At 36.7% G+C, this 23904-nt stretch carries 16 protein-coding genes and 1 tRNA gene; 8 read left to right on the top strand and 9 right to left on the bottom strand.

All coding sequences use genetic code 11. From position 1 onward, the window contains the following. Positions 1–32 precede the first annotated feature (32 nt). Entirely contained in the window at positions 33–1403 is a 1371-nt protein-coding gene (locus PXC01_RS06720; protein ID WP_276471550.1) for a c-type cytochrome, read from the bottom strand. Positions 1404–1634: 231 nt separating this feature from the next. On the opposite strand from PXC01_RS06720, the gene PXC01_RS06715 reads away from it, so the two are divergent. Next, on the top strand, positions 1635–2006 hold the full coding sequence (locus tag PXC01_RS06715; protein ID WP_276471549.1) for an SPOR domain-containing protein: 372 nt from the start codon (positions 1635–1637) through the stop codon (positions 2004–2006). Between the two features lie 56 nt (positions 2007–2062). Here PXC01_RS06715 and infB read toward each other — a convergent pair whose 3' ends face one another. Genes infB through rimP form a run of 3 tightly spaced genes read right to left on the bottom strand, consistent with a single transcriptional unit; the run spans position 2063 to position 6652 of the window. Beyond that, positions 2063–4903 (bottom strand): translation initiation factor IF-2, encoded by a 2841-nt coding sequence (gene infB / locus PXC01_RS06710; protein WP_276471548.1) that lies wholly within the window; start codon positions 4901–4903, stop codon positions 2063–2065. Positions 4904–4945: 42 nt separating this feature from the next. After that, positions 4946–6178 carry a transcription termination factor NusA gene (nusA, locus tag PXC01_RS06705; protein WP_276471547.1) on the bottom strand — a complete coding sequence of 411 codons (1233 nt, stop codon included), beginning with the start codon at positions 6176–6178 and terminating at the stop codon, positions 4946–4948. A gap of 12 nt (positions 6179–6190) precedes the next feature. Beyond that, entirely contained in the window at positions 6191–6652 is a 462-nt protein-coding gene (gene rimP / locus PXC01_RS06700; protein WP_276471546.1) for a ribosome assembly cofactor RimP, read from the bottom strand. 223 nt (positions 6653–6875) lie between these two features. Here rimP and PXC01_RS06695 point away from each other — a divergent pair, with 223 nt between their 5' ends. Continuing rightward, complete coding sequence (locus PXC01_RS06695; RefSeq protein ID WP_276471545.1) at positions 6876–8201, top strand: cation:proton antiporter domain-containing protein; 1326 nt, start codon at positions 6876–6878, stop codon at positions 8199–8201. A gap of 31 nt (positions 8202–8232) precedes the next feature. On the opposite strand, the gene PXC01_RS06690 is transcribed toward PXC01_RS06695, so the two are convergent. After that, complete coding sequence (locus PXC01_RS06690; RefSeq protein WP_276471544.1) at positions 8233–8565, bottom strand: hypothetical protein; 333 nt, start codon at positions 8563–8565, stop codon at positions 8233–8235. 246 nt (positions 8566–8811) lie between these two features. Next, a tRNA-Gln gene (locus tag PXC01_RS06685) sits at positions 8812–8882 on the bottom strand. A 167-nt stretch (positions 8883–9049) separates the two neighbouring features. Between PXC01_RS06685 and PXC01_RS06680 the strand changes: the two genes are divergently transcribed. After that, positions 9050–12373: a glycosyltransferase family 117 protein gene (locus PXC01_RS06680; protein WP_276471543.1), complete on the top strand. Its 3324-nt coding sequence runs from the start codon at positions 9050–9052 to the stop codon at positions 12371–12373. A gap of 72 nt (positions 12374–12445) precedes the next feature. On the opposite strand, the gene PXC01_RS06675 is transcribed toward PXC01_RS06680, so the two are convergent. The 3 genes from PXC01_RS06675 to PXC01_RS06665 form a co-directional block, all read right to left on the bottom strand. Further along, positions 12446–12742, bottom strand: coding sequence for a thioredoxin family protein (locus tag PXC01_RS06675; RefSeq protein ID WP_276471542.1), 297 nt, complete (start codon positions 12740–12742; stop codon positions 12446–12448). A 92-nt stretch (positions 12743–12834) separates the two neighbouring features. After that, the gene (locus PXC01_RS06670; protein WP_276471541.1) at positions 12835–14064 is read right to left on the bottom strand and encodes a metallophosphoesterase; all 1230 of its coding nucleotides are present in this window, start codon (positions 14062–14064) and stop codon (positions 12835–12837) included. A gap of 57 nt (positions 14065–14121) precedes the next feature. After that, a complete protein-coding gene (locus PXC01_RS06665; RefSeq protein WP_276471540.1) occupies positions 14122–14844 on the bottom strand; it encodes a copper homeostasis protein CutC in 723 nt (240 codons plus the stop codon). A gap of 41 nt (positions 14845–14885) precedes the next feature. Between PXC01_RS06665 and PXC01_RS06660 the strand changes: the two genes are divergently transcribed. The 5 genes from PXC01_RS06660 to PXC01_RS06640 all read left to right on the top strand — a co-directional run. Beyond that, the gene (locus PXC01_RS06660) at positions 14886–15872 is read left to right on the top strand and encodes an isoaspartyl peptidase/L-asparaginase family protein (protein WP_276471539.1); all 987 of its coding nucleotides are present in this window, start codon (positions 14886–14888) and stop codon (positions 15870–15872) included. 229 nt (positions 15873–16101) lie between these two features. Then, positions 16102–16785, top strand: coding sequence for a hypothetical protein (locus PXC01_RS06655; protein WP_276471538.1), 684 nt, complete (start codon positions 16102–16104; stop codon positions 16783–16785). Positions 16786–16795: 10 nt separating this feature from the next. Continuing rightward, entirely contained in the window at positions 16796–17311 is a 516-nt protein-coding gene (locus tag PXC01_RS06650; protein WP_276471537.1) for a hypothetical protein, read from the top strand. Positions 17312–17406: 95 nt separating this feature from the next. After that, positions 17407–20241, top strand: coding sequence for a DNA polymerase I (gene polA, locus PXC01_RS06645; RefSeq protein ID WP_276471536.1), 2835 nt, complete (start codon positions 17407–17409; stop codon positions 20239–20241). Positions 20242–20359: 118 nt separating this feature from the next. Continuing rightward, positions 20360–23904, top strand: a 3545-nt coding sequence (locus PXC01_RS06640) for a leucine-rich repeat domain-containing protein (protein WP_276471535.1), incomplete at its 3' end; no start/stop codon positions are given.

The following is a 23904-nucleotide window of genomic DNA, read 5'->3' as shown; positions in this document are numbered from 1 at the left end:
TATTATCTGTAATTAGCTTCTTTAAATTATTATTAATAGTGACATTTACCACATTCCAGCCCACCCAACTGAGCAGCTGTTAAATTCTCTACACCGTATTTCTTTGAAAGCTCAGCATGAATTTTCTCATAGTATTCATTACCCTCAACCTTTACATTGGTCTCTCTATGACAATCAATACACCAACCCATTGTCAACGGTGAATACTGATACATAATTTCCATTTCCTCTACAGGACCGTGACAAGTTTGACACTCAACACCTGCGACCGAAACGTGCTGCGAGTGATTGAAATAAGCAAAATCTGGCAGATTATGAATTCTTACCCATTCTACAGGCTGACTTTCACCAGTGTATTTTTGATTTTCTTCATCCCAACCAACTGCTTTGTATAATTTCTTTATCTCACCAGTATAGAACTCGTTCGTGTATCCATTCTCCAAATCCTCTTGAGACGGACCTTCCGGATTACCAGTGTACTCATAAACTGATTTATGGCAGTTCATGCATACATTTAAAGAAGGTATACCAGAATGTTTGGAAACCCTAGCAGAAGAGTGACAATATTTACACTCTATCTTATTATCACCTGCATGGATCTTATGTGAATAATGAATTGGCTGAATTGGGGCATAACCCTGATCGACACCTACCTGCATCATCCAACCATAAGCAAAGTATGCACTACCCAACAATAAGAACACAACGGTAACCAAAACCAAAAATTGATTTTGAGCAAAAGCTTTCCAAATCGGGGTTCTTTTTTCAGCATTCTCTTTTTCAAGAACAACACCATTTGCCTGTACTATACGCTGTAATGTCTTATTCACCAACAACAGCATAACCACCAACAAACCAAAAACCAAGACTAAAGCACCTAAAATCACTTCATTAGAGACGCCAGAAGAATTTCCCGCATTTCCACCAGCAACATCTGCACTACCCACAACATGTTCAGGGGCAGCAGCCGGAGCTGCAGCGGTATATGCCAAAATATCATCGATATCTGTGTTTGACAAGGTTGGAAAAGCCGTCATTGCAGCTTTATTATACTCTGCGTACAATTTATTGGCATAAGCGTCACCCGACTTAATTACACCAGGACTGTTTTTAATCCAAGCATAAAGCCACTCTCTGTCTAAGCCTTCTTCTTCACTCAACCTAGCCTCTACATTCTCTAATGCAGGACCGGTCATCTTACGATTTAACGCATGACAGGCAGCACAGTTTTGATTGAACAATGCCTTGCCTTTTTTTTCATCGCCACCCCCTGCGGTTTCAGTAGCCACAGATTCTGCAGCAGCTTCATCCTGCGCTATTGAGGGACTTGCAAAAAGCAAAAATACAATTAGGGATAATCCTAAAATTTTAGAAAACTGATTTCGGTTTGGAACCTTTTTCATATATCGAATATTTCTATCGGAATCTTGGCATGATTTTGGTCATAGATGAAACCAATTACAATCCACCAAATGCCTAAATCGATGACAAAAATACGACATAGACTTTATTTGCAAAATGTTAATGTATCTATAATTTACAATTTAGAAATATTCTAAATAGATCAAGATTTATTTGTTTGAGCCTTAATAAATTACTTTTGTCCTAAATAAAAAATAAATTGAAAATAGGTTATGAAAATTGTTAGTACCCTCCTAGTTTTTGCTTGTTTTAGCCAATTTAGCTACGCACAAAGTGCAAATGTAGATATACAGCAAGACCCGAAGATTGATCAATTGTTAGAGATTTACAAATCATCCTTAAGCAATAATGAATACTACAGAATACAAGTTGGCTTTGGCAACTATGCAAAAGCACAAAAAATAAAAGCAAACGTGGAAGAGGATTTTCCTGAACTAGTTTCTAAAATTGATTTTGACTCACCAACATATCGCGTAAGAGTCGGCAGGTTTACCTCTAGATTAGATGCCGAACGAAAGTTCAACGAGGTAAGGACCAAGTACCCCGATGCTATGTTATTAAAACCAAAAAAATCGACCAAATAGGTCGATTTTTTTTGCTTTATTCCTAAAGAGATTTTAATACTCTTTTATTTTAAATTCTATTTGGACTTCAACTTTTTCTTCACTGCAACTTCTTGGAACGCTTCAACAATATCACCTTCATTAATATCATTATAGTTTTTAATTTGAAGACCACAGTCATAACCTTTAGCTACTTCCCTAACATCATCTTTAAATCGTTTTAACGAAGATAATGTACCTGTATATATAACTACGCCATCTCGTATTAATCTAATATTAGAGTTTCTAAAGATTTTACCGCTTGTTACCATACAACCTGCAATAGTTCCAATTTTAGAAATTTTAAAAGTTTCCCTAATCTCAGCTGTACCAGAAATCTCTTCTTTCATTTCAGGAGATAACATACCTTCCATTGCATCTTTAAGGTCATTGATCGCAGCATAAATGATAGAATACATACGGATATCTATTTCCTCTTTCTCGGCAATTGCTTTCGCGTTGCCCATAGGCCTTACATTAAACCCTATAATAACCGCATCCGAAGCAGAAGCCAATAACACATCTGATTCCGTAATAGGACCTACAGCTTTATGTATGATATTCACTTGAATTTCATCAGTGGATAATTTCTGGAAAGAATCTGTAAGCGCTTCAACAGAACCATCAACATCACCCTTAAGAATAATATTAAGTTCTTTGAAATCACCTAATGCAATTCTACGACCAATTTCATCCAAAGTAATATGACGCTGCGTTCTAACAGACTGCTCACGTTGTAATTGAGATCTTCTTGAGGCAATTTGCTTAGCCTCACGCTCGTCTTCCAATACGTAGAACTTATCACCTGCCTGAGAAGCCCCGTCAAGACCTAATATAGATATTGGTGTTGAAGGACCAACTTCTTTTACATTATTGCCCCTTTCATCCTGCATTGCCTTGATCTTACCACTTGTAGTACCGGCCAACACATAATCACCTATCTTAAGTGTACCAGACTGCACTAACACAGTAGACACATAACCTTTTCCTTTATCCAAGAACGCTTCCACAACAGTTCCTGATGCATTTTTATTTGGATTGGCCTTTAACTCTAATAACTCAGCTTCAAGTAAAACTTTCTCCAATAATTCCTTTACACCTAAACCGGTCTTGGCAGAAATATCATGAGATTGTATTTTACCTCCCCAATCTTCAACCAATAGGTTCATCTGCGCTAGACCTTCCTTGATCTTATCAGGATTAGACGTAGACTTATCAACTTTGTTTATTGCAAAAACAATTGGTACACCAGCAGCTTGCGCGTGACTGATCGCCTCTTTCGTTTGTGGCATAATATCATCATCTGCCGCAATAACAATAATTGCAATATCGGTTACCTGAGCACCTCTAGCACGCATAGCAGTAAAAGCCTCGTGACCAGGAGTATCCAAGAAAGCAATTCTTTCCCCATTTTCAAGTGTTACTCCGTAGGCACCAATATGCTGAGTAATACCACCACTTTCTCCGGCAATTACATTCTCTTTACGGATGTAATCCAATAAAGATGTTTTACCGTGATCCACGTGCCCCATGACCGTAACGATCGGAGCTCTATGCTTTAAATCTTCAGGAGCATCTTCTTCCTCAACTATACTTTCTTCAATATCAGCAGTAACAAAGTCAACCTCATAACCGAATTCTTCTGCTACTATAGATAATGTTTCAGCATCTAAACGCTGATTCATGGTCACCATAATACCTAATGACATACAAGCTGAAATAATTTCAGTTGTAGAAACTCCCATCATGGTAGCGACCTCTGTTGCCGTAACGAACTCGGTAACTTTAAGCACCTTGTTCTCCAATTCCTGTTGTTCAAGATCTTTCTCCGTTTGCTCACGGTGCTGATCCCTTTTACTTCTTCTATACTTTGCCCCTTTACCCTTCTTGGATTTACCTTGAAGTTTTTCTAGGGTTTCACGTACTTGCTTTTGCACGTCTTCCTCAGTAGGCTCAACTTTTGCCACCGGCGCAAATCTTCCTCTACCTTTATTTCTATCACCAGAGTTTCCGGTGTTTCTATTTTGACCTGGACCAGAAGTATTTTTAGTTACAATTCTTCTACGCCTTTTCTTTCGGTCAGCACCTGCAGCAGGCTTTTTATCTTCTTTCTTTTTCTTGGGCTTTTCAAATTTGCTAAGGTCAATTTTCTCACCGGCAATTTTTGGACCTGACAATTTCTGATACTGAGTCTCTATTGTTTTTGGTGCCTCAGGCTCCTGAGCGGCTTCTGCAGTAGAATCAGCTTTTGCAGGCTCCTGTTTAGCTTCTGATTTTTTAGTTTCATCAGCTTTAGGAGCGGCAGCTTTAGGAGATTCAACTTTAGGCTCCTCTTTTTTCACCTCTTTCTTTGGAGCAGGTTGGGACACAATTTTAGGACCTTGTAAAACAACCCTTCTTGTCTCCTTGACCTCTACCTTTGGAGCAGATTTTTCTTCCTCTTTAGGCTCAACCTTTTCTTCAGCTTTTGGAGTTTCTTTAGCAGGTTGCTCTTCAACTTTTTTCTTAGGATTAAGGTCAATTTTACCTACCATTTTGGGACCAGAAAGTTCTACCTTACCAACTAAGGTTTTGTCTTCGGATTCAGAGTTTCTTCGCTCACGGGCCAAGCGACGATCTTCTTGCTCTTTTTCCAATCGAACTCGAATTGCCTCTTTCTCCTTACGCTTTTCCTCTCCAACCTCTTTTGACGCAACTTTTTTACTCTTATCCGTCTGGAACTCATCAAGTAAAACTTGGTAAACATCATCAGAAATTTTTGTGGTAGGCCTCGCTTCCACATCATGTCCTTTTCCGTTAAGAAAGTCCACTGCCCTATCCAAGGAAATATTAAGTTCACGAAGAACTTTATTAAGCCTTATTTTTGCATTGTCTGCCATAAATACTGATTCCCGTTCTTTTATTTAAGTGCTAATATATAGCTAATCTTCTAATTCTTCTTTTAGTATACGAACAACTTCTAAAATAGTTTCCTCTTCTAAATCTGTACGTTTCACTAAATCATTCACATCTTGCTCTAATACGCTACGTGCCGTATCAAAACCGATTTTCTTGAATTCTTCAATAATCCAAGCATCGATTTCATCTGAGAACTCCGTTAATTCAACATCTTCCTCAACTCCTTCCCTAAACACATCTATCTCATAACCAGTAAGTTGACCAGCTAATCTAATATTATGACCACCTCTACCTATTGCCTTAGAAACTTCTTCTGGCTTCAGGTAAACTTGTGCTGTCATCTTCTCATCGTTCAACTTAACAGAAGAAACCCTAGCCGGACTCAACGCCCTGGTCACTAACAATTGTGGGTTAGCCGTCCAGTTAATAACATCTATATTCTCATTACCTAATTCACGAACAATACCGTGAATTCTAGACCCTTTCATACCCACACAGGCACCAACAGGATCAATACGATCATCATAAGAGTCTACAGCAACTTTCGCTTTTTCTCCTGGTATTCTAACCGCTTTTTTGACAGTGATCAATCCGTCGAACACCTCTGGTATCTCTTGAAAGAACAATTGCTCCAAGAATTTAGGCGAACTTCTAGACATTATAATCGTAGGTTTAGCTCCTTTTAACTCCACACTTTCAATAACACCCCTAACGTTATCACCTTTACGGAAAAAATCAGAAGGTATCTGTCTATCTTTCGGTAAAATTATCTCATTGCCCTCGTCATCTAACAAAATAACAGCTTTATGACGAATATGATGTACCTCTGCCGTATAAATCTCGCCCTCTAAATCCTTAAAATGCTTATAAATGGTTGTATTATCATGCTCATGAATTTTGGAAATAAGATTTTGACGTAATGCCAAAATTGCCCTTCTTCCTAGATCAATCAACTTCACCTCTTCAGACACATCTTCACCAACTTCAAAATCTGGCTCAATTTTACGTGCCGCAGATAATGAAATTTCTTCATTTGGCTCCTCAACCTCACCATCATTTACAACGATACGGTTTCTCCAAATTTCCAAATCACCTTTATCCGGGTTTATAATGATATCAAAGTTATCATCTGAACCAAACTTCTTTTTAAGCGCATTTCTAAATACATCTTCCAAAATGGCCATTAATGTTACCCTGTCTATGAACTTATCGTCCTTAAACTCTGAGAAAGATTCAATTAACGCAATATTTTCCATTGGTAATTACAATTAAAATTTTAATACAACTTTTGCTTTAATAATATCTGAAAAATTTACTTCTTCTTTTTTCTGAACGGTCACTTTCCCCTTACTTATTGGCTTAGGCTCCCTAGCTTTCCATTCCAAAACAATAGAATCATCATTTACGGCGGTCAAATTCCCCTCAAACTTATTGTCGTTTGTACGAACTTCAAGTTTTCTGCCCACGTTTTTAACGTATTGACGAGGCATAACCAACGGTGCCGATGCACCCGCAGAGGCAACCTCTAGCGAAAAATCATGTTCGTCACGATCCAAATTATGCTCGATCGCCCTACTTATTTTAATACAATCACTGACCGTAACCCCATGGTCACCGTCTATTACCACATGAATGCTATTATCAGCACCCATTGTGAAATCGATTAAAAATAGGGAGGGGTCTTCCTGAAGACCTTGATCCAATAATTCCTTTACTTTTTCCTTTAGCATAAATAATAAGTAATAAAAGAGGGGACTAATTGTCCCCTCATGAATACTTTTATATCCTTTCAGCTTTGCAAATATACAATAAATTTAATTTCCTACAATAGACTAATTACACCTAATTCATTCACTATGAAAAGAATCAAAACAGATAATTAAAATATAACAATTAATATACGTTTTAATAATTATCTTATTTTTAGCCCAACACCAACCAAAAAATTATAAAATGGAAATTCTTTCATCCTATAACCTAATTATAGGAGCTTCTTTAATTGTTGTACTATCCTTCTTTTTTAATGGCATCTCAAAAAAAACCAATATACCGGCAGTGCTTATGCTCATTGTCCTAGGCATATTAATTAAAATAGGTCTTGAAATTTTTATACCTGAAATACCTGACTTTAAAGGGTCACTTGAAATTCTAGGTACGGTAGGCCTTATCATGATAGTGCTAGAAGCTGCCTTAGAACTAGAATTGAAAAAGGAAAAATTATGGCCTATTCTAAAATCTATGGCCATCGCTTTAATTGGCCTAGTAGGTTCTGCATATGTTGCCGCTCTAATCCTTTATCAGTTTATACCAAATATGACTATGCAATCTGCATTGTTATATGCCACGCCGCTATCCATTCTATCAAGCGCTATAATTATACCAAGCGTAGGCGGTTTAAGTGAACAGAAAAAAGAATTCCATATTTACGAAAGCACCTTTTCTGACATTATGGGTATTATGATGTTCTATTTTTTAACGGGAAAACTAAACCCGGCCGAAGATACCGGTGTGGTTGGTTTTAGCATAAATTTCGCCGTTACCATAGTTATAGCACTAGTTGCCAGCTATGCTATTATATTAGTTTTTCAACGCATAAAAAGCCAGGCAAAATTATTCTTGCTTATATCGGTATTACTCCTTCTTTACGCAATAGGCAAAAAAATGCACTTATCATCCTTAATAATCATATTGGTATTTGGTTTGATTGTAAAGAATGTCAACTTATTTTTTCCAGGCAAAACAAAAATCTTTCTTGAAAAGGAAAGAATGCAACAAATTTATCACGAGCTGCATATAGTTACGCTAGAAACTGCATTTGTAGTCAGAACCTTTTTCTTTGTGATTTTTGGCATCACCATAGTACTATCATCTTTACTTAGCGTTAACGTTGCCATTGTAAGCTTGCTAATAATTGCCTCTATTTACGCCATCCGATTTTTGATCTTGATGGTTTTTGTTGGAAAAGATATGTTGCCCCAATTATTCATAGCCCCTAGAGGATTAATTACCGTATTGCTATTTTATGCCATACCTGCAGAAGCTCAGATTGAAGGATTTGAATCTGGCATCTTGTTATTTGTAATTATAGCCACAAGCTTAATAATGACATGGGCCATGATTCGTGATAAACGAAAAATGGGGACTATGCTAGATGAAATTGATGAAGAAATTATTGAAAGAAACTTAGCCGAGGACGCTATTAGAGAAACTGAAGATGAAGATTACCAAGAAATGGACAAGGCAACTATAGACAAAATAGAACCCAAGGACACTCATTGAGTGATATCCTATACAACATCAACCATAAAGACTATTGAGGCATAAAAGATGCATGCACCTCAACTTGATCGCTGTACGCCTGAGGCTCAGAATCTTCTATACTATCAACTTCTTTACGAAAACGAAGTATCATCAGAGTATCCAATTGTTGATCTATACTATCTTTCAACACCCTCCAATTAGAGGAGTTCATTTTGTTGTTATATTCCATTATCTTATTAAAGCGATCTAAATTATAACGATTGGCTTTCCAAGCATGGGCAGTACTTTCTTCATGTTTTAGATCTTGCAGATAAAAGCCGATCCCAAATCCAAGTACAACAACGATTAATAATATTTTTAAAACTTTTGGAGAGAGTTTCATAGGGTTAAGTTCTTTAGGGTACCAAAGTATATAATAACAAAATCGAAATGGTTTCTTTTCCGATGTATTTGTAACGTTATCGGTTTAAATGTACAAAAATACTGACACAACGGTTATCAACACTTAACATTCCGTACTGAAATATGTATAAGTACGAAGGTCAGACAATTAGATTACAATTAAAATGACATAAATCATAAAAATAAAAAATCCTGACATCAAATGACATCAGGATTGCTCTCTTAGTTGGCCCACAAGGACTCGAACCTTGAATGACGGTACCAAAAACCGGAGTGTTACCATTACACCATGGGCCAATACCTTTTAAGAGGCTGCAAATTTAAAACAAAGTTTTGTTTCACCAAACATTTTTTCAAGTAAAAATGAAAAAAATCTACTTTACCTGTGTTAAAGGTTTATAAAAATAGTTCATTCCTTTCTAGATTAATTAGTAAATTCGCCACTTAGGTTTAACCCAAGCTTCATGTTTTCAAAGAACTACCACAAGTGGGACACCATATTAGGATGGTCCGTATTTTTTATCGCCTTTATCACGTATTACATTACCGTAGAACCCACCAATAGTTTTTGGGATGCGGGAGAGTATATAGCAACGGCGGCCAAGCTTCAAGTGGGCCACCCGCCCGGGGCGCCATTGCTACAGATGATCGGTGCCTTTTTTGCAATGTTCGCCTTAGAGCCAAGTAAAATCGCAATGATGGTCAACTTGGTATCTGGTGTATCTAGCGCATTCACCATTTTATTTATGTTCTGGACGATTACAAACATTACCAGAAAATTAATTGAAAAAGATGGTCCTTTTACCAATAGTAAGGCAATAGCCGTTTTTGGTAGTGCCCTAGTTGGTTCATTGGCCTTCACCTATTCAGATAGTTTTTGGTTCAACGCCGTAGAAACCGAAGTATATTCAATGGCAAGTTTCATTATGGCCTTATTATTATGGTTAGGGCTGAAATGGACCGATAACCTACATGATCCCCGTGGCAATAAGTGGCTCGTGTTAATTTCTTTTGTTGTAGGATTGACTTTCGGAGTTCAATTTATGGGCTTTTTGGCAATCCCTTCAATTGGCCTACTTTATTATTTTAAAACCTACCAAAAGACTACAGTAAAGAACTTTTTACTGGCTAACATCATTGTTATTGCCATTTTAATGTTGGTATATAAATTTTCACTTACCTACGTTCTTAAATTATTTGGCTGGGGAGAAGTATTCTTCATTAACAGCATTGGGCTACCTTTTAATTCTGGGTCTATAATAATAGGTCTCCTCTTCATAGCGGCATTTTACTTTGGTCTAAACTATACACGCAAGAACAATTATAGAACAGGCAATACTATTGTTTTATGTTTAATGTTTTTATTCCTAGGTTTTTCATCATGGTTAATGTTACCCATTAGAGCAAATGCCAAAGTTGTCATCAATGAAAACAATCCAGAAGATGCAAGAGCACTACTAGCATATTACAATAGAGAGCAATACCCAGGTGTAGACAGCCCTGTTTATGGCACCTATTATTCAGATATGTTTGCACCGGCAGGTGAAGACCAAGACGGAAAACCCAAATATGAGAAAGATTATACTTTAGGAAAGTACATTATAGTAAATAAATACAAAGATGCCGTTCAAGGTCCCAATCCTAAACACCAAGGATTGTTACCAAGAATGTGGAGTTCACAAAATGCAGAGAACTACATGCGCTATTTTGGCGCCTTAGATTTTAGGATCACACAACCGAATCAAGAGTTAAGGCAAGCTGCAGAACAGGTTAAAATTGGTTTTGCCAACGGTGAGATCGGTGCCGATCAATACATTAGCTTTCTAAAACGTTTTGATGAGTATATAGAAGTACAACCACCTACGTTGTGGGACAATGTTAAATATATGTTCGAATTTCAGTTCAATTACATGTATTTACGTTATTTCATGTGGAATTTTGTTGGAAAACAAAATGATGTTCAGGGTCGATATAATGAAAATGGAAACTGGTTAAGTGGCATCAATGTAATTGATAGTATTAGATTAGGCAGTCAGGATAATTTACCTAGTGATATTCAAAACAACCCAGGTAGGAACACCTATTTCTTTTTGCCATTAATTCTAGGAATTATTGGTATTGTTTTTCAACTTTCAAAAGACAAAAAGCAATTCTGGGTATTATTGATGTTCTTTCTCTTTACAGGATTGGCCATACAATTTTATACGAACCCAGGCATATTTCAACCTCGTGAACGAGATTATTCCCTTGTAGGATCCTTCTATGTCTTTGCCCTTTGGATCGGTTTAGGAGTATATGGTTTGTATGATAGTTTTAAAGAATGGATCACCCCTAAAATATTAGCCCCTGCTGTAGTTGTAGTAACATTACTTGCGGTACCAACGGTAATGGCAGTACAAAACTGGGACGACCATGATAGATCAGGTAAATTCACCGCAAACTCTTCTGCAAAGGCATATTTAGATTCTTGCCAAGAAGATGCAGGTGCTATTTTATTTACCATTGGAGATAACGATACGTTCCCAATTTGGTACGCACAAGAAATTGAACATTACAGAACGGACGTTCGTGTGGTATGTACCAGTCTTTTTGAAACAGATTGGTATGTTGACCAAATGAAAGCTGCAGCTTACGAAAGCGCGCCAATACCTTCACAAATTACTCATGAGAAATACAGGTGGGGATCAAGAGATGTGCTATACCACCAAGGCATTACGGAAAACAGATGGCCCATTAAAGATTTTATTAACTGGATCGATAGTGATAAACCAAGAACTAAACTAAAGTACTTGTTTGAGCAAAATGGCGCTGATCTTAGTCAATATCCAGAAGACACTCAAAACATGGTATACTACCCTACCAATAAAATTAGGGTGCCTGTAAACAAACAAAATGTATTGAGCAGTGGCTTGGTGAAAGAAAAAGACGCCGACCAAATTGTTGATTACATTGATATAGACCTACCAGGTGCTATTACCAAAAAAAGCATGATGATGCTTGACATCTTAGCGAACAATGACTGGAAACGTCCTCTATACTTCTCTGGTGGTAGTTTTGATGATGCCGAATACCTTTGGATGAAAGATTACCTTCAACTGGATGGTTTGGCATATAAACTAGTGCCTATCCGTACAGAAAGACCTAATGCTTTTGAACTAGGAAGAATAGATACAGAATTAATGTATGATATTGTTACCGGTTGGGATTGGGGCAATGCAGGTGGCGACATTTACCACGATACACAAACCCGTATTCAAAGCGTATCCTTTAGAGGTAATTTAGCTCGTTTAACAGAAGCGTTGATCAAGGAAAACAAAATGGACAAGGCGAAAGATATTATCGAAATTTCCTTGACCAATATGCCAGTAGATAAATTTGGATACTACACATTGGTAGAACCTTTTATAGATGGCTATTATAAAGTTGGTGAAAACCAAAAAGCCCGTGCCCTTTTTGAAAAGTTAAAAGGCAAGTACCAAGAACGATTGGAGTATTACGCTTCCACAAGCTTGGACGAACAATACAGTAATATTGACGATATCATTGCAGATATGGAGGCCTATAGACGTAATATAGATATCATTATAACCAATGACAGTGAAGACATTGCAGAAAAAGAAACCTTAATCTTTAATGAGTACATTGATAAATTCCAGCACTTTTATAAGGACGAGGATGATATGGACATGCGCGAAGAAATGCAACAGGGCAATCCCGATATGATGGACACCGTACCGGTTTCCGATACCATTTTACCGGATAATACGAAGACCGAAATTATAGAATAGATATATAAATGGTCACAAAAAAAAGCTTTGAGCACAAACTCAAAGCTTTTTTTTATTTCTATATGTTATGTTCTAAACGTATTCTTTAAGAATACCCATTAACGTAGTAGCATCTTGCTCACCACTTTGTCTCCATACCATTTCTCCTTTTTTGTAGATCATAAGTGTAGGCAAGCCTTTAACACGCAAAGCCTGAGAAAGCTCTTTGTTCTTATCTACATCTATCTTTATGACCTTACCTCTACTACCAAGTGCAGCGGCTACATCCCTTAATACAGGATGCATTGCAGTCGACTGTTCGTTCCACTCTGCATAAAAATCCAGAAGAACAGGTACATTTAAATCTATTAGTTCACCAAATTTGGACATATAAAATGCTTTTCTTTGTTAGCCAAATGTAATAAAAATTGTTAAAATACTACTCTTAGCGGGCTAATTGTAGCATCGTAAAAGGGTTAAAATCATGTTAATGCCTTTTTCTTTAAAGTTATCACGGTAATTTCTGGCCAAATGCCTACCCTACCCGGATATCCTAAAAAACCAAAACCTCTGTTCACATTAATGAACTGCCCCATTTCTTTGTAAATGCCCGCCCAATAAGGGTATCTCCATTTCACCGGACTCCATTTGATCCATCCAGGTATTTCTATACCAAATTGCATACCATGGGTATGACCACTTAATGTCAGATGATAATGGTAGTCATCTTTTATAACTTCCATTTCCCAATGAGAGGGGTCATGGCTCATTAAAATTTTAAAATCATTTTCTTCTATCTGTGAAGCGGCCTTCTTGAGATCACCGGCCTTTTTAAAGCCGCCTTTACCCCAATTCTCTACTCCTACTAGGGCAATTTTATCATCACCTCTTTTAAGATATCTATGCTCGTTAAGCAACAGATCAAAACCCATCTGCTTCTGTAATGTTTTAAGATCTTCTAGATTTTGATGTTTCAGTTCTTCTGTATCCCAAGGGATATAATCACCGTAATCATGGTTTCCTAAAACTGAAAACTTACCATCTTTAGCATGAAGGGTACTGAACAGATCTGCCCAGGGTTCCATTTCAGAAGTCATATTATTCACCATATCACCTGTAAAAAGCAATACATCACTTTTTTGCTTATTTATTAGGTCTACTGCGTACTCAATTTTTTTCCTGTCATCAAAACTACCACTATGTATATCAGATATTTGGGTAATTTGATAGCCGTGAAAACTATCAGGAAGATCATCGAACTCCAAATCATATTTCAATACTTTAAAATTGTACTTACCCTTGTACATACCATACAAAAGCGCGCCAAATGGTATGGAGGCCACACCTAAGGCCAACAAGCTCAGAAACCTTCTACGGGCAGGAAGTCCAAATTGTTTTTCCTCACCAAATATCTTTTGATATAGTCCAGAAATAAGGCGATACATATCTTCAGAAAACAGAAACAGAATAGTAATGATATTGAAAGTCAACATGGTCAATAAAAATCCGAAAGCATAACTCTTAGAAATACTTAGAACACGGCCTGTCTCTTCTCCAACTGAAAATTGGTAGATGAAATTTAACATAACCGCTAATGAAACCACAATATAAATCCACGACCACCATGGTTGTCTGGTAATGGTTTTTAATGCCTGCAGCACATAAAAACTTAAGGCAACATAAGCTATGACGAAAATAAACCAACGTATCATGATAGAATTTTTTACAAAGATATCTGTATCACAGCGGTATATGTGCTCATTTGCAATTTATTTAACCTTAGCCACAACTGCATTAATATTTTCCAATTGCGTAATGGCAACATGATCATCGCTCAAAAAGCCTTCCGAGTTCATTGATATATTAGGTTTATTAAGTATTGTTTTAACCAAAGCTGTTCCCGATAAATGAACGGCACTAAATCCCCTGGTTTTAAAAGTTTCAACATTACCAGCGTTTATACCAGATCCAGGCATAATCTGTACGCTCTTGCTTTTCTTCTTTAATTCCGATAAAAGGTCTACTCCCAAAAGTGCCGAATTTTGTTGACCTGATGACAATATATAATCTACCTGCATAGCATCCAGCTTTTGTAATGCTTCAAACGGATTTTCAATCCAATCAAAAGCCCTATGAAATGTAAATTTCAACTCACCTGCCGCATCTTTTAAGATTTGCGTTCTATCCGCATCCAACAAAAAATCGCTTAATAAAACCCCCGATACAATTCCGTCAAATCCCATTTCAACACAAAGTGCAATATCGGCAAGCATAATATTGAATTCATCATCTGAATACGTAAAATCTCCACTTCTAGGTCTTATCAGTACATGCACCGGAATAGATACTTGCTCTTTCACAGCTTTCAACAACCCGTAAGAAGGAGTTAGTCCGCCCACCGCCAATTCCGAACACAACTCAATACGGTCTGCTCCAGCCTGTTCCGCAACCAAGGCAGATTCTAAGGAATTTGCACAAACTTCTACTATCATATTGCTATATTTAAAGTTACTAAATGTAAAGAACCCATCTCATGAAAAGAAGAAAGTTTCTAAGAAATTCTAGCACCGTAGCCGCGGGTATCGTCTCTGCTCCCATATTAGCTTCATATAAAAAAATGCCCCAAACTGAAAAAGCAGATAATGCACCTGTACTACCCATAGCTATTTGCACTTGGGATTTTGGAAATGCAACTGCCAAAGCATGGGAAGTTCTAGAAAAAGGTGGCGCCGCACTAGATGCCGTACACCAAGGGGTAATGGTAGAAGAAAACGACATCAACAATAGTACAGTTGGGAATGGCGGCAGACCGGATAGGGATGGCAATGTTACGTTAGATGCCTGTATCATGGATAAAGATGGTAACTGTGGTGCGGTTTTGGCCATACAAAATATTGCAAACCCAATTTCTGTGGCTAGAAAGGTAATGGAAGAAACTCCGCATGTAATGCTAGCCGGTAAAGGTGCCGAACAATTTGCTTACGAACAGGGTTTTGAAAAAACCAATTTGCTTACCGAAGAATCAAAACAAGCATGGGAAGAATGGAAAAAGACATCAAAATATAAACCTATCATTAATATTGAAAATCATGATACTATTGGTATGCTTGCCATTGATGCCGATGGTGATATTGCAGGGGCTTGTACCACTAGCGGCATGGCATATAAAATGGCTGGCAGGGTTGGTGACTCCCCTATTATTGGAGCGGGACTCTTTGTTGACAATGAAGTTGGTGGCGCTACGGCAACAGGTGTTGGCGAAGAAGTGGTTAGAACCGTTGGTAGTTTTTTAATCGTAGAATTAATGCGACAAGGCAAATCGCCACAAGAGGCATGTGAAGAAGGAGTAAAACGCATCATCGCTAAAAATAAGGACAAACAAGATTTTCAAATCGGGTTTATCGCAATCAATAAAAAAGGAGAAACAGGTGGTTACTGTATTCACCCAGGTTTCACTTATAGAATGTATACTAAAGAAGGTCATGTGAACAATCCTTCCGATAGTTATTTAAAAAGTTAAGAATATTTCTGAAAAATCTTACAAATGGCGTAGTTTTTGATTTCAGATTTTCCTCAAAACCAACCATGAGGATAATTCTAATTTTATTGATTTCCGGATATTTATACCCACAAAGAAATGATTCACAAGCCACTTTCTACAATGTAGGATCCAAAGCTATCATAGGCGGCGTTGGAGCATTGATTAATAAGAAACCTAATGAAAAGGGTTCAAAAGTTTTTTCAAAGGCATGTATCAAGGTGCTTTAGGAGGTTATTTGACTTTTGAAAGTAAAAGATTGGTAAGGCAATTTCATAGAACAGATAACTACGCCTACTTATGGCCTTCTAAAATTTTGAATTCTGCAGGTAACTCCATTATTTATAACGCTGCCGCCAATCGGAACTTTTGGGAACGATGGTACATGGATTTCGGCTTTAATTATCTGGAATATGATTTTAAGCGAGAAAAAAAACTGCGCTATCGAATTTTACCCTTTGCACTTTACGGTAATGCATATGGTTTTGCTACCTCAAAGTTAGATCTTAAAAGAACTTTATACTCTGGTCATTTTATCTTTCAAAGAAAAACCTTCCCTGAATCAAGAGGAATAAAACCAGAAGGAATTGCTTTACATAATACAATTCAATTTAAACGTAATATCAATATTGATATAGAAGCGGTTATTGCACATGAAATTATTCATGTTTATCAATACACTAGTGCATTTTTTATCAATGCCTATGTTAAAGAACCTATTAAAAGGTTAGAAGAAAAAAGCGATTTTTTTTTAAAATACAATAAAGTCTTTTATACAGATTTGAATGCTCCTTTAAAAGCAGGCTTGTATAATGTACAGTATTTATTCGGTGCCGATTATTATGACATACTTCAGGAAAAAGAAGCTGACTATTATTCCTCAAATCATTTTTAATATACCATAAATGAAAACAGTTTATTTATTTCTAGCCGTTATGATGATTATATTCTCCGGCTGTACTATAGAAGAGAAATATACCTTTAAAGAACAGATTGCTGGTAAATGGGTCGGAACTATAGGAATTGTCTTTTTCAAAGATGGCTCTTCAGCAGATAACTTATCTACGGGTATATGTGAAAGGCAAACAGAATTAATTCTTTTTGAAGATGGCAGTCTTTACTTTGAAGATTATATTGAAACCGAAAATAATTCTGGCGGAACTGATTTCTGTGAAATTGATACAAAAACTAGCGATAATGGAGAGTGGAAAGTAATGATAGGCAACAAGGTTATTTTTAAACTCACAAATACTTCTGACAATTCTGAATTGATTATGGAACTCTTTGAAGTAAACCTGATAGATAGAGGCAATCTCGAAATAAGGTATAAGGAATTTGAAAATGATGAGGATGAAAACAATTATTATTACGTCTATAAATATTTTAGAATATATGGGGATTATGAATCTCCTGAAAAATAAATATTGAATAACAAAACTTCTAAGCAATAAGGCAATCTCCCTTAATGTTTCCGTATCAATTTGTACTTTTAACCTTTTACAATCAATACTCAAAAATGGCAGATCAAAAAAGACTCTTTTTGCTAGATGCATACGCACTAATTTTTCGTGGTTACTACGCACTTATAAAAAACCCAAGAATAAATTCTCAAGGCATGGATACCTCAGCGATTATGGGGTTCATGAATTCTTTGTTCGATGTAATTCGTCGTGAAAAACCTGATCATTTGGCCGTTTGTTTTGATAAAGGCGGAAGTGCGGAGCGTACAGAGTTGTTCCCCGAGTACAAAGCAAACAGATCGGAAACACCCGATGCCATACGTATAGCTATACCTTATATTCAAGAAATACTAAAGGCAATGCACATTCCCGTAGTTGTAAAAGAAGGATGGGAAGCAGATGATATTATAGGTACATTGGCAAAACAGGCAGAAAAAGAAGAATACAAGGTTTTTATGGTAACGCCAGATAAGGATTTTGGGCAGTTAGTTTCTGAAAACATCTTTATGTATCGCCCCGCAAGAATGGGTAACGGCATTGAAATTTGGGGTATTCCAGAAATTCAAAAACGTTTTGGAGTTCAAAGACCAGAACAGGTTATTGATTACCTAGGAATGATGGGCGATGCCAGTGATAACATCCCAGGATTACCAGGCGTTGGTGATAAAACCGCTAAAAAATTCATAGAACAGTTCGATTCTATGGAAGGACTTTTAGCAAATACCGATAAGCTAAAGGGCAAAATGAAAGAGAAAGTAGAAGCCAATGGTGAACTTGGTTTACTTTCTAAAAAATTAGCTACTATTTGCTTAGATGTCGATGTCACTTTTAATGCTAGTGATTATGAGATGTCTGAACCGAATGGTGAAGAAGTACAGAAAATATTTGAAGAGCTTGAGTTTAGAAGATTAAAAGATCAGTTTATAAAATTATTTTCTACGGAAGCCGAAGAGGCGAATACAGAAGTTACAAACAAACCAGCAGCTAAAAAAGAGATACAAGATGCTGGATCGGGACAGTTCTCGCTATTTGGAAGTCCTGCAGATGCTGGTGCAACAGTTAAAGATTTTTCAAGCAGAAAGACGATTGCCGATGTTGCACATTCTTACCAAAGTGTGGCTCCCGGCATGGCAATGAAGTTATTTCTAAAAAGCTTAATGCAACAAACTTCTGTTTGCTTTGATACCGAAACTACAGGTTTAGATCCTTTGACAGCAGAATTAGTTGGTATTGCTTTTTCTTGGGAAGCAACAAAAGGATATTACATTCCTTTCACGGATAACAAAGAAGAAGCACAGGCACTTTTAGAAGAGCTACGCCCTTTCTTTGAAGCCGAAGAAATTGAAAAAATAGGTCAGAATTTAAAGTATGATATCAAAGTATTGGATAAATACAATATTGATGTCAAAGGACCTCTGTTCGATACTATGCTGGCACACTATCTAATTAATCCGGATATGCGCCATAATATGGATGTACTGGCAGAGACGTATTTAAATTACACTCCGGTTTCCATAACAGAACTTATAGGTAAAAAAGGGAAAAATCAATTGAGCATGCGCGATGTTCCGTTAGAAAAACAAACGGAATATGCGGTTGAAGATGCAGACATCACCTATCAGCTTGCTCAACATTTTAGACCAGAATTAAAAGAAGCCAATACCGAAAAGTTATTTGAAGAAATTGAAATTCCGTTACTACGCGTATTGGCAGATATGGAATTGGAAGGCATCAATTTAGACAAGGAATTCTTGAATTCACTCTCCGAAGACTTAAATAATGACATTTCTAACCTTGAGAAGAAAATTTATGAAGTGGCCGGTGAAGAATTTAATATAGGGTCTCCAAAGCAATTAGGTGAAATATTATTTGATAAACTGAAACTAGTTGACAAGCCTAAAAAGACCAAAACAGGTCAGTACTCTACCGCAGAAGATGTATTGTCCTATTTAGCAAAGGATCATGAAATCATTCAGAATGTATTGGATTATAGAGGTCTTGCTAAATTAAAAAGCACGTATGTAGATGCACTACCAGAGCAGGTTGAACCATCTACAGGAAGAGTGCATACAGATTATATGCAAACCGTTGCAGCTACCGGAAGGTTAAGTAGCAACAACCCTAACTTACAGAACATACCTATTAGAACAGAGCGTGGAAGGCAAGTAAGAAAAGCTTTTGTACCTAGAGATGAGAACTACACTTTATTAGCGGCAGATTATTCACAAATAGAGCTGCGTATTATTGCTGCGTTAAGTGAAGAAACCACCATGATAGAAGCTTTTAAGAATGGTGAGGATATTCATGCTTCTACGGCATCAAAAGTATTTAATGTTCCATTAGATGAAGTAACCAGAGAACAGCGTAGTAATGCTAAGACCGTAAACTTCGGTATCATCTATGGTGTATCTGCATTTGGCTTAAGCAACCAAACGGACTTGTCAAGAAAAGAAGCAAAAGAACTGATAGACACCTACTACAAGACCTACCCAAAGCTAAGAAATTACATGAGCGAACAAGTAGATTTTGCACGTGAAAATGGTTATGTGTCAACTGTATTGGGCAGAAGACGCTATTTAAAAGATATCAATGGTAGTAATGCCATTGTTCGTGGCGCTGCAGAGCGAAATGCCGTGAACGCACCTATTCAAGGTAGTGCGGCAGATATTATAAAAATCGCCATGATCAATATTCACAACAAACTAAAAAAAGGCAATTACAAATCTAAAATGTTATTGCAAGTACATGATGAATTGGTGTTCGATATCTACAAGCCAGAATTAGAAGAATTACAATCACTCATTAAATCTGAAATGGAAAATGCATATAAAATTGCAGTTCCTTTAGATGTTGAGGTTGGCTTGGGTGAGAATTGGCTGGTTGCGCATTAATACTTTTTTGTAATAGAACGACCACACTTCGTAAGAAACAATTGTAGTATTTCGACGAAAATATTCTGTTAACAAAACGCTAATATTTATATTAGTGTTTTGCTAACCATATTTTACTATGATTAAAAACTACACTAAGCTGCTATTGGCAGTTTTCTTTTTGATTTGTTTTACAGGATTTTCGCAGACAAATCTTATTTCCAATGGTGATTTTGAGAATTGGACTGGCAATGACCCAAACAATTGGACTTCAACTATCGACCAAGTAACAAGAAATCAATCAGACTTCAATTCAGGATCAAGTAGCGTACAAATTTTTAATGCTACTACATCCCAAGATGCAACTATTAACAGTGGTTCTTATAATTTAGAAGGCGGTAAAACCTATTTACTAAGGGTGGATGTAAAAATGACCTTTATTAACGGTTCTTCAACCAATGACGTACCATCTATTCGGTATTTTGCCCAAAGAAATACAGGAGGTATTGGAGCTAGTGGTTCTCACCAAACTGACACCTGGGAAACCGTTCAATTTGAAATCGATGTCCCAACTGATAGTTTCTACACATTTGAATTTTCCATTGCCCTTAGCAGCGTAAAAAGTTCTGTCCAAGACATTCTAATTGACAACGTACGCCTTTTTGACGCCTCAGAAATACCTGAAAATATAGTAGATAGAAATGCACTAATTGCTCTCTATAATTCTACTGACGGAGCTAGCTGGCAAAGACCTTGGGACCTAAATAAATCTATGTATAGCTGGGATGGCATTACGACAAATGACGCTGGACGTGTAACAAAAATAAAATTAAGAGCTAATAATTTAATTGGATTCTTACCACCTGAAATTGGAGATTTAGAGGAATTGCTAACCTTGGATTTAACCAAGAATGGATTCCAGGGACAGCTCGAGAACAGTATTTCTGGAATAATTCCTCCAGAACTTGGAAACCTAATACAACTGAAAGAGATCTATTTAAATAATTTTGAAATATCAGGAAATATTCCTCCCGAAATAGGACAAATGTCCGGGTTAGAAAGATTATTTCTCAACAATAATAACTTAACCGGCATTATACCCCTTGAGTTAGGAAATCTATCCAATTTAAAGAATCTAAATCTTAACTACAATGGACTCAATGGCAATATACCTAGTACGCTTGGACAACTTGATCAACTTGAGGTCCTGAATCTTAAATACAACGATTTATCAGGTTCTATCCCCAGTACTTTAGGTCAAATGACAAATTTAAGTTACTTAGATTTGGGCAATAATGGATTAACAGGTGGTATACCAGAACAATTAGGGCAGCTACACAATCTAGAAACCTTAGATTTGGGGCAAAATAATCTTGGAGGCACAATTCCAACTCAATTGGGACAACTTGTGTCTCTCAAAAACCTAGTAATAGATCGTAATAGTTTAACAGGAACTTTGCCTGAAGAATTAAGTACACTATCAAGTCTTGAAAGACTTAGTGCTGAATTAAATAGCCTAGAAGGAGAGATACCTACAGAATATAGCGCATTAACAAGTCTTAAGTTTTTAGATTTAAATTTCAACCGAATAAGCGGTAGTATTCCTCCAAGTCTAGGACAATTGCCCAATCTTATTGGATTATATTTATCAAGAAATAACCTTATAGGAGATATTCCTGTTGAACTCACACAAATTCCGACTCTTAATAATCTTTTTCTAGACAGAAACAATCTAAATGGTACAGTACCAATATTTCCAAATTCAATTTCTGACTTTAGACTTAACACTAATTCATTTGTTTTTGAAGATTTAAAAAGTAATGCCACTAATCATGTCAATTTTTATTACACACCACAAGAGAATATAGGAGAACCAGAAACAATTATACGGAGTGAAGGTCAAGAATTTACTGTTTCTGTTAATAATACAACAGATGTTGACAATGAGTATCAATGGCGTAAGGATGGAGTTGAAATAGATGGAGCCACAAATAGTTCATTTATCATTCCTAATGTTACAGCGCCCGATGCAGGCGTTTATGATTGCTTAATAACTAATACGGTTTTACCATCACTAACACTTACGAAAAATCCAATTACCTTACAATTTACTGTTGGAGATGATGACAATGACGGAGTAAACAATGCTAATGACAATTGCCCAAACACACCAACTGGGGAAAACGTTGACGTCAATGGTTGCTCTCAAAATCAATTAGACGATGATAACGATGGTGTAATTAATAGCAATGACCAATGTCCAAATACACCATCTGGTAATACCGTAGACAGCCAAGGTTGTATAGTAAGCAACAACAATCAAGTTAATTACGCACAGAATTTTAGTTTTGAAAATTGGTCAACAAACCCGGCTACGCCTGAAGATTGGACTATTGAAAATGAAAATAGCATTATTCAAAGTACGGATGCCACAGACGGATCTTCATCTTTAGAGCTAGATTTAAATAATTCTCTACAATTTAAAACAGAACTCATAAATACTACTGCTATTCAATTAGCAACCAACACAACTTATACCTATGCCTTTGACTACAAAATAAAAAGAGGCACGAACGTTAGTGCTGAAATTCATATCTCAAAAGACGGAAACCCATATGGAATACCTTTATTAAGAGAGTATACAACTTTTAATACGGATGGCAACTGGCATACTTTCTCATTTGATTTTGACACAAACGATACAGATGAATCGCATATTTTTAGACTTATTTTCAGAGCTAACACCACGGAAACAGGTATAATCATTCTTGACAACCTTAGGGTTTTAGGAGATCCTTTACCAGATGCGGATAATGATGGTGTTTTAGATAATAATGATCTATGCCCAAACACTTCTGATACTGCTCTTGCTGTAGATGATGATGGCTGTGAAGTTACAATAGATGGTTCAAATCTATTAGAAGACCCTAGTTTTGAAGATTGGTCTTATGGGGGTGGCACTAATTTGTCAAAATGGGGTATTTATATCCAATTAGGGAGCTGGGTAAAAAACACAGACATTAGTGATAATCTACAATATAGTGTGGAGTTAATTACAGGTGGTGCTTCATCAAATTCAATATTCCAAAACGAATTGCAGTTCTACAAAGGTGTAGAATATATAATCTCAATAGATTATCAAGTACTAGAAGGCACTTTCACCACTTTACAACTTGAGTTGACAGAAGGCGGTATATTTGGTGATATTGTTGCTGAATTTAGCACTACACCTAGCTCGTCAGGTTGGCAAACTTTTTCAACAACTTTTACACCAACATCTAACGAAATGTTAGATTTAGGTATTAGAGTTGAATCTGGTCAAACCGGAGACAGAATTTTATTAGACAATACCATAATTAGGGCAAATGTTACTGCCGTTGGAGATGACGATAATGACGGAATAATCAACACTAATGACAATTGCCCAAATACTCCAGCAGGAGATACAGTTGATGAAAATGGATGCACAGTAACCACAATAACAGATTCTGACAACGACGGTGTAGCAGATGCAGATGATGACTGCCCAAATACTCCTACAGGAGATACAGTTGATGAAAATGGTTGCACAATAACCACAATAACAGATTCTGACAACGATGGTGTTGCAGATGCAGATGATGACTGCCCAAATACTCCTACAGGAGATACAGTTGATGAAAATGGTTGCACAATAACCACAAT

Source organism: Maribacter huludaoensis (assembly GCF_029350945.1).
GTDB classification, from domain to species: domain Bacteria; phylum Bacteroidota; class Bacteroidia; order Flavobacteriales; family Flavobacteriaceae; genus Maribacter; species Maribacter huludaoensis.
The sequence above is the reverse complement of the archived record's forward strand: the minus strand, read 5'-3'. Positions and strand labels throughout refer to the sequence as shown.

What these genes read in the sequence shown, in the direction of transcription:
- rimP (WP_276471546.1), bottom strand. Translation starts at nt 6,652, where the DNA reads ATGCTAAAGGAAAAAGTAAAGGAATTATTGGATCAAGGTCTTCAGGAA.
- PXC01_RS06665 (WP_276471540.1), bottom strand. Translation starts at nt 14,844, where the DNA reads ATGATAGTAGAAGTTTGTGCAAATTCCTTAGAATCTGCCTTGGTTGCG.
- PXC01_RS06715 (WP_276471549.1), top strand. Translation starts at nt 1,635, where the DNA reads ATGAAAATTGTTAGTACCCTCCTAGTTTTTGCTTGTTTTAGCCAATTT.
- PXC01_RS06720 (WP_276471550.1), bottom strand. Translation starts at nt 1,403, where the DNA reads ATGAAAAAGGTTCCAAACCGAAATCAGTTTTCTAAAATTTTAGGATTA.
- PXC01_RS06670 (WP_276471541.1), bottom strand. Translation starts at nt 14,064, where the DNA reads ATGATACGTTGGTTTATTTTCGTCATAGCTTATGTTGCCTTAAGTTTT.
- nusA (WP_276471547.1), bottom strand. Translation starts at nt 6,178, where the DNA reads ATGGAAAATATTGCGTTAATTGAATCTTTCTCAGAGTTTAAGGACGAT.
- PXC01_RS06680 (WP_276471543.1), top strand. Translation starts at nt 9,050, where the DNA reads ATGTTTTCAAAGAACTACCACAAGTGGGACACCATATTAGGATGGTCC.
- polA (WP_276471536.1), top strand. Translation starts at nt 17,407, where the DNA reads ATGGCAGATCAAAAAAGACTCTTTTTGCTAGATGCATACGCACTAATT.
- PXC01_RS06695 (WP_276471545.1), top strand. Translation starts at nt 6,876, where the DNA reads ATGGAAATTCTTTCATCCTATAACCTAATTATAGGAGCTTCTTTAATT.
- PXC01_RS06660 (WP_276471539.1), top strand. Translation starts at nt 14,886, where the DNA reads ATGAAAAGAAGAAAGTTTCTAAGAAATTCTAGCACCGTAGCCGCGGGT.
- PXC01_RS06690 (WP_276471544.1), bottom strand. Translation starts at nt 8,565, where the DNA reads ATGAAACTCTCTCCAAAAGTTTTAAAAATATTATTAATCGTTGTTGTA.
- PXC01_RS06655 (WP_276471538.1), top strand. Translation starts at nt 16,102, where the DNA reads ATGTATCAAGGTGCTTTAGGAGGTTATTTGACTTTTGAAAGTAAAAGA.
- infB (WP_276471548.1), bottom strand. Translation starts at nt 4,903, where the DNA reads ATGGCAGACAATGCAAAAATAAGGCTTAATAAAGTTCTTCGTGAACTT.
- PXC01_RS06675 (WP_276471542.1), bottom strand. Translation starts at nt 12,742, where the DNA reads ATGTCCAAATTTGGTGAACTAATAGATTTAAATGTACCTGTTCTTCTG.
- PXC01_RS06650 (WP_276471537.1), top strand. Translation starts at nt 16,796, where the DNA reads ATGAAAACAGTTTATTTATTTCTAGCCGTTATGATGATTATATTCTCC.